6 protein-coding genes and 1 pseudogene are annotated in these 5,831 nt (G+C 63.1%); 1 reads left to right on the top strand and 6 read right to left on the bottom strand.

What is annotated here, in order from left to right:
- Positions 1–36 precede the first annotated feature (36 nt).
- The 4 genes and pseudogenes from ABD301_RS41115 to ABD301_RS41105 form a co-directional block, all read right to left on the bottom strand.
- A complete protein-coding gene (locus ABD301_RS41115) occupies positions 37–687 on the bottom strand; it encodes an AAA family ATPase (RefSeq protein ID WP_344315435.1) in 651 nt (216 codons plus the stop codon).
- A gap of 488 nt (positions 688–1,175) precedes the next feature.
- Positions 1,176–1,523: pseudogene (locus ABD301_RS42695) on the bottom strand (IS66 family transposase); the annotation flags it as partial.
- Between the two features lie 220 nt (positions 1,524–1,743).
- Positions 1,744–3,396, bottom strand: a complete 1,653-nt coding sequence (locus ABD301_RS41110; protein WP_344315434.1) for an ABC transporter substrate-binding protein — start codon at positions 3,394–3,396, stop codon at positions 1,744–1,746.
- Positions 3,397–3,592: 196 nt separating this feature from the next.
- On the bottom strand, positions 3,593–4,180 hold the full coding sequence (locus ABD301_RS41105; RefSeq protein WP_163571829.1) for a TetR/AcrR family transcriptional regulator: 588 nt from the start codon (positions 4,178–4,180) through the stop codon (positions 3,593–3,595).
- Between the two features lie 54 nt (positions 4,181–4,234).
- On the opposite strand from ABD301_RS41105, the gene ABD301_RS41100 reads away from it, so the two are divergent.
- Positions 4,235–5,239 (top strand): NADP-dependent oxidoreductase, encoded by a 1,005-nt coding sequence (locus ABD301_RS41100; protein WP_344315433.1) that lies wholly within the window; start codon positions 4,235–4,237, stop codon positions 5,237–5,239.
- 117 nt (positions 5,240–5,356) lie between these two features.
- Here the strand turns inward: ABD301_RS41100 and ABD301_RS41095 are convergent, their stop codons facing one another.
- Together ABD301_RS41095 and ABD301_RS41090 are read right to left on the bottom strand one after the other, a co-directional pair.
- On the bottom strand, positions 5,357–5,485 hold the full coding sequence (locus ABD301_RS41095; RefSeq protein ID WP_279582106.1) for a hypothetical protein: 129 nt from the start codon (positions 5,483–5,485) through the stop codon (positions 5,357–5,359).
- Between the two features lie 16 nt (positions 5,486–5,501).
- The gene (locus tag ABD301_RS41090) at positions 5,502–5,642 is read right to left on the bottom strand and encodes a hypothetical protein (RefSeq protein ID WP_163571828.1); all 141 of its coding nucleotides are present in this window, start codon (positions 5,640–5,642) and stop codon (positions 5,502–5,504) included.
- Between the last annotated feature and the right edge of the window lie 189 nt (positions 5,643–5,831).

Genomic DNA, 5,831 nt, shown 5'->3' with positions numbered 1-5,831 from the left:
TGATATAATAAGACAAGTAAGCCAATCACCTCCGGCTTACACAGAAATCGTGACAGGCTCAAGGACCGAGTCAACCAGTAGCGCCGTAGCTGGATCCTCCACACCCCAATGGATACGAGCCGTACGGAAGTCGAACGCCGGCAGCCGTAGGTCAAGCACGGCTCTCCCGCGCAGCGGCTTCGTGCCCGACAGCAGCTCACTCATGATGCTCATCGCGGACCCGCACAGCACGATTCGCCCACCAGGCGCCTTGCCGAACTGTGACTGGTCGTACAGCAACTGCAAGAACCCCGGCACCTCCGGCGAGTGCTGCAACAAGTACGGCAGCTCGTCGATCACAAGCAGCGATGCGCCTGGTGCCCGATTGACGACGTCGAGAGCGGTGGACAGTACGTCCTGCCATCCGTCGAGGCGGAGCGCTCCAGGGCGCACTCCGGCGTGGGCAGCGATCAACTCGCTGAATCGCTGAAGCGCGAGGACCCTGCCTTCCTCTTGTATCGCCGTCAAGTAGAGCCCCCCTGCGGCTTCAGTCAGTGCCTCCAGCAGGAACGACTTCCCGTTGCGCCGCCGGCCGGACACGATCGCCTGCCGCAGCTGCACCGCTGGGTCCAACAGGAACTCACGCAACAGGGACCACTCACGGTCTCGGTCCAGGAGACGCTTCGGCTTTGCAATTAGTTCAGCCACGACGACTCCCAAAACTGACTATGTACAGCAGGACGAATTCCGTAGACTTGAACCTTAACAGCTTTGGGTGCCCGGTTCTCGTCGCGGGACACCTCTGACCGCGCTCGTGCGCTGGAACCTTCCTGGAGAAGATAGGAGGCGGCGACCTTGACGACCAGGCATAGCGTCGGCGGCTGGCGATGGCATGCCGATTCCATCCTGAGTTCGCCTTTGGTAGCGGGTCGGCAACACACGCCGAGTCGACGCCGAGCAATCCCATGCGCGCAATACGTGTAGCAACGCGTTCAGTCCCCTTTTACGAAATTCCCGCGACCGACGCGTCAAGCGCTGAAGCAGACCCCGATCTCCCTGAACTCGGCGATCTGGAACTGGACATGCACAAGTTGGCCGACCTCGCTGATCAGTCAACTGACTCACTTACGACAGTTCTGTATCCACTCGTACGCGCTTACCGCTCCTGGATTTCCCGCCGTCAGGCGGGAAATCGGTCAACCAGGCGAACACCTCCAGGATTTCACCAGCGAGGCGCACGAAAATCTTGCGGCAGCGGCCCGAGCCGCAGACCGTATCGAGGCCGGCATCGACTTGATCCGCGATGACCCAGTGTCACTGGCCAAGTGGTTTCGGGCATCCAGGGATTGCCCATGGCGAGTTGGGTGAGTGCGTCGAAGAAAATGCCTTCCGTGTTTTGCGGCGGTGGCGAGGTAGCTGCGGATCGCGCAGAACTGGCGGGCGCCGGTCATGGTTCGTAGGCAGCCGGACACTTTCTGCCGGATTTTGATCATCCGAATCTCTCGCTCCGCAGCGTTGCTATCAAAATCTACGGCCGGATTGGTGGTGAAGCGGAGGTAGCAACCTCAAGAATGCCTCGCCGAAGTCCCTTGATGCTTGTTCGGATCCAACGCCCTGCTTCCCACTCGACAGTCAACGAGTCCATCCTCTTCGAGTTGCCTCGCGGCTACACAGCGCTCCTGTTCGTTGCCTGCTACCTATCTGCCGGCCACGCGAGGCTCTCTACATGAGCGCAGGCTGTTGACTGTTCGTCCGGAGTGCTGGTTACTGCTGGACGCCGACGTTGAGGAGGCTGATGTCGCTGTATTGGGAGTGCAGGCGGGCACCGGTCACCTTGGAGCCGACGAGGTAGACGGCCTTGCTGTAGCGCAGGGGAATGGTGGCCGCCTGCTGTTGCACCTGCAGGTCGAGCGCGGCCCAGGCGGCCTGCGCGGCGGCCGGGTCGGTGATCTTGGCGGCCGCGTCCATTGCCGAAATGATGGCCGGGTCGTTGAGTTGCGCCAAGTTCTGGTTGCCGTTCTGGACAATCTGCCGACCATCGAAAAGCGGCGGAATCACCGTCGAGGCGGACGGCCAGTCGGCGGACCAACTGGCATAGACCAGCTCGTCCTCGGTCGAGGGCTTGCCGACCGTCGTGTAGAACTGGTTGCGGGCAATGGGATTCGGTGTGACGGTGATTCCCGCGGTGGCGAAGGCCGCCTTGATCGCGGCCGCCGTACGGCCACCGGAAGCATTGTTGATGAAATCGAGTTTGATGTTTTTCGGGCAGCTCGGCGACTGGGCGATCAACTGCTTCGCGTGGGCCGGGTCGCCCTGCGGCTTGTTCGCCAGTCCGTACGGGTCGATTTTGCGGTAAGCGGAAAGCGATGGCGTGATCATGGTGGTCGCGTACGTACCAAACTGGGTGCCACCCAGGGCCGTCAGATAGGTCTGCTTGTTCATCGCATATTCGTACGCCTGCCGGCATTTGAGGTCCTTGACCTTGGCCGTGTTGACCGCGAGATACCAGACAAAGCCATCAAATCCGCTGACCACCCGCTTGCTCAGGCCACTGTCGTTGAACACCTGCTGCGCCTGCTGCACGGTCACCTGGGTGTTGCCGAACGGAATGGCCTGCTGGTCGGTGCCCTTGTCGTGGATCAGCCGGTCGGTGATCACCGACGCGTCCAGGCCGACGGTGAAGACAATGCTGTCCGGCAGATTTCGCCGAATATGGTCCATGCTCTGATCCCAGTGTGGGTTGCGGACGAACACCACCCGCTGGTCCTTCACGTGCTCGGAGAACATGTACGGCCCGTACGAGAAAGGCATGTTGTCGTATTTGACGCCGGTGTCTTTGTCCTTGCGTACGGCCGCGAAAATGCCGAGGGTAACCGCGTAGTTGAATTCCGGCACGGGCTGGCGGAGTTGGTACGAGATGGTGTCACCGGTGCAGGTCACCGACGGCAGGCCCTGCGGTTGGGTGTAAATCCCCTGATAGGTGTCGCCGCCCTTCAGATACTGCCGCTGGTAGAGCGGGCCATCGGTGAGAAGCGACGAAAAGGAGCGTTCCACACCGTATTTGAAATCAGCGCAGGTGACGTCTTTGCCATCCTGCCATCTCAGGTTCTTTCGTACGGTGAAACTCCACTGGGTGAAGTCGCTGTTGTGCTGGCCGGTGTCGGTGGCCGCGTCCGCGCCGATCTTGGTGCCGGCGAGACCGGCCGCGTTCACATATGAGGTCAGCGTCGGCGCATAAAGGACGGCGAGATGTTCTTCCGGGGTCACATAAAGCCGCGCGGGATCGTAATGTTCGAAATCGGACTGGCCGAGCAGCTGGAGCGTGCCGCCACGAGCGCCCGGCGCGTCGATGGCACTGCCGGAATCCGGCGTGCTGCAGCCGCCCACCAACAGGGCCGCGGCCATCGCAGCCGCCACCGTCCGCCCCGTTTTCCGACCGACCGACATCGCCGCTGTCCCCTCTCCTTTTCCCCGACCGTAACGAAACCTTAAACAGCTTAAGGTGCGAGTCTGGGCACTGTCTCCCAACTGTGATCTTTGGCCAGTCCAGTCGACGACCGCGCGCTGGAAATCAACTCGAGTTAACCCACTGTCCACGATGGACCACTGTTCACTAGAGCCGCAGCGCGCTGGAGCCGAGCATAGTGGCCACCACCGCACGGGTGAGTTCAGCGACCTCGTCCGGCCCGTTGGGGGTGAGTTTACCGTTCAACAGCAGCGAACCGAGGCCGTGCACGAGCGCCCAGCAGCCGATCATGAAGGCCGGCCGTTGCGCTGCCGGCACGGCGGCCGCCACTCGCGCGGCGAGCACCTCGGTGACCGCGGCGGACGCGGCGGTCGTCTCCGGATGCGATCGTGTGCACGCGTGGTCGAACATCAGCCGGAACAGCGCCGGATGGGCCACCGCATACGCCACGTAAGCCTGCGCCATCGCCACGTACTCGTCTCCCTCGGCGGCCGCCGAGTCCGCGGCCAGCAACTCGGCCCGCAACTCCCGGTAGCCGTGAATGGCCAACGCGGCGAGCAGCGCGTCTTTGTCCGGATAATGCCGGTACGGCGCGGTCGGCGAGACTCCGGCGCGGCGGGCCACCGCGCGCAGCGACAGGTCGCCCTCGTCGCCCTCCTCGAGCAGACTGAGCGCCGCCGCCAGGCAGGCGGCCCGCAGGTCACCATGGTGATAGCCGGCACGCAATGTTGACACTGCTTACTTCCTCTCCGTATGTTAGCAGTGTACACATCGACAGGAGGCATTCTCATGACAACGCTGGCCACTGAGGTCCGGCTCGCGTCCCGCCCGCACGGCTGGCCGACCGCGGCGAACTTCGAGATCGCGCAGGCGACCCTGCCGGACCCCGCGCCCGGTCAGGTCCTCGTCCGCAACCTGGTCATGACGGTCGACCCGTACATGCGCGGCCGAATGAACGACACGCGTTCGTACGTGCCGCCGTTCGCGATCGGCGAGGCGCTGGACGGCGGTGCGGTCGGCGAGATCGTGTCGTCCACTGTGGACAGTCTGCGGCCGGGCGATGTGGTGCTGCACGGGCTGGGCTGGCGGAGCCACGCGCTGCTGGATGCCAAGAACGCCACCAAGGTCGACCCGACGGTCGCGCCGGTAAACGCATATCTGGGCGTCCTCGGAATGCCCGGTCTCACCGCGTACGCGGGACTGCTGAAAACAGCGGAATTCCAGCAGGGCGATGCCGTCTTCGTCTCCAGCGCGGCCGGCGCGGTCGGCCAGGTGGTGGGGCAGCTGGCCCGGATTCGCGGCGCCTCCAGGGTTGTCGGCAGCGCCGGCAGCGCGGACAAGGTCGCGTACCTGACCGACGAACTCGGATTCGACGCGGCCTTCAACTACAAAGACGGCCCAGTGGCCGACCAACTGGCCGCGGCGGCGCCCGACGGCATCGACGTCTATTTCGACAACGTGGGCGGTGACCACCTGGAGGCCGCGCTCAGCCGCCTCAACGTCCACGGCCGGATCACCTCCTGCGGCATGATTTCGGTCTACAACAACACCGAAGCCAGCGCCGCGCCGCGAAATCTGGCGCTGATGATCGGCAAGCGGATCACCATGCGTGGCATGCTGGTCAACGACCACGCGAGCCTCAAGGACACCTTCATCGCCGAGGTCGCGCCGCTGATCGCCAGCGGCGAGCTGCGCTACCGGGAAACCGTCGTCGACGGCCTCGCCCAGGCCCCCGAAGCCTTCCTGGCCATGCTCCGCGGCGAAAACACCGGCAAAATGCTGGTCAGTATCTGATCTGAGGGTTCCTACTTCGTTTTTGATCATGGGAAAATCCCGCACTTTCCTCGGAAAGTGCGGGATTTTCCCATGATCAAAAACCGTGTCAGTGGCGCCCATGGTATTTGTCCTTCGTCAGCGGGTGCGGTGCAGGCGCCGGGCTTTGCGTGCCTCGGACCGTACGTGCCGGCGATTGTTCTCGGCGATCAGATCGTTACGCCGCTCGGTGGCCAGTGCGGTCAGCATTTGTGGATGCATGAACATGGTGTTTCCTCCTTTCTCAATGAGCCTTGCGTTGGTGGCGGTCGGCCCGGCGGATCCGGCGGGCGGCGGTCAGAACGTGCCGACGGTCGTTCTCGGCGACCAGTTCGTGCTGACGTTCGGTGGCGAGTGCGGACAGCATCTCCGGGTGCAGGAACATCTCGATCTCCTCGGCTTGGTGGTTCGTGCTCTGGTGAGATCAATATTGGTCCGTACAGGCCTCAGTGGCATCCGGAGCGGATGCGTATCTTCCCTGTTCAGGGCATACCTAGATGGCTCGGGGCGGGCCCTAGCCTGAGTTTCCTCGCTAGTTTGATCTTGGGTGGTGTTTTGCCTGGTCAGGTGGGTT

The organism is Fodinicola feengrottensis (assembly GCF_039530045.1).
Classification (GTDB): Bacteria; Actinomycetota; Actinomycetes; order Mycobacteriales; family HKI-0501; genus Fodinicola; species Fodinicola feengrottensis.
Note: the sequence above shows the minus strand (reverse complement) of the source record. Positions and strands in the feature narration are given on the sequence as shown.

Coding starts and splice junctions, on each gene's coding strand:
- ABD301_RS41100 (WP_344315433.1), top strand. CDS start 4,235: ATGACAACGCTGGCCACTGAGGTCCGGCTCGCGTCCCGCCCGCACGGC.
- ABD301_RS41095 (WP_279582106.1), bottom strand. CDS start 5,485: ATGTTCATGCATCCACAAATGCTGACCGCACTGGCCACCGAGCGGCGT.
- ABD301_RS41090 (WP_163571828.1), bottom strand. CDS start 5,642: ATGTTCCTGCACCCGGAGATGCTGTCCGCACTCGCCACCGAACGTCAG.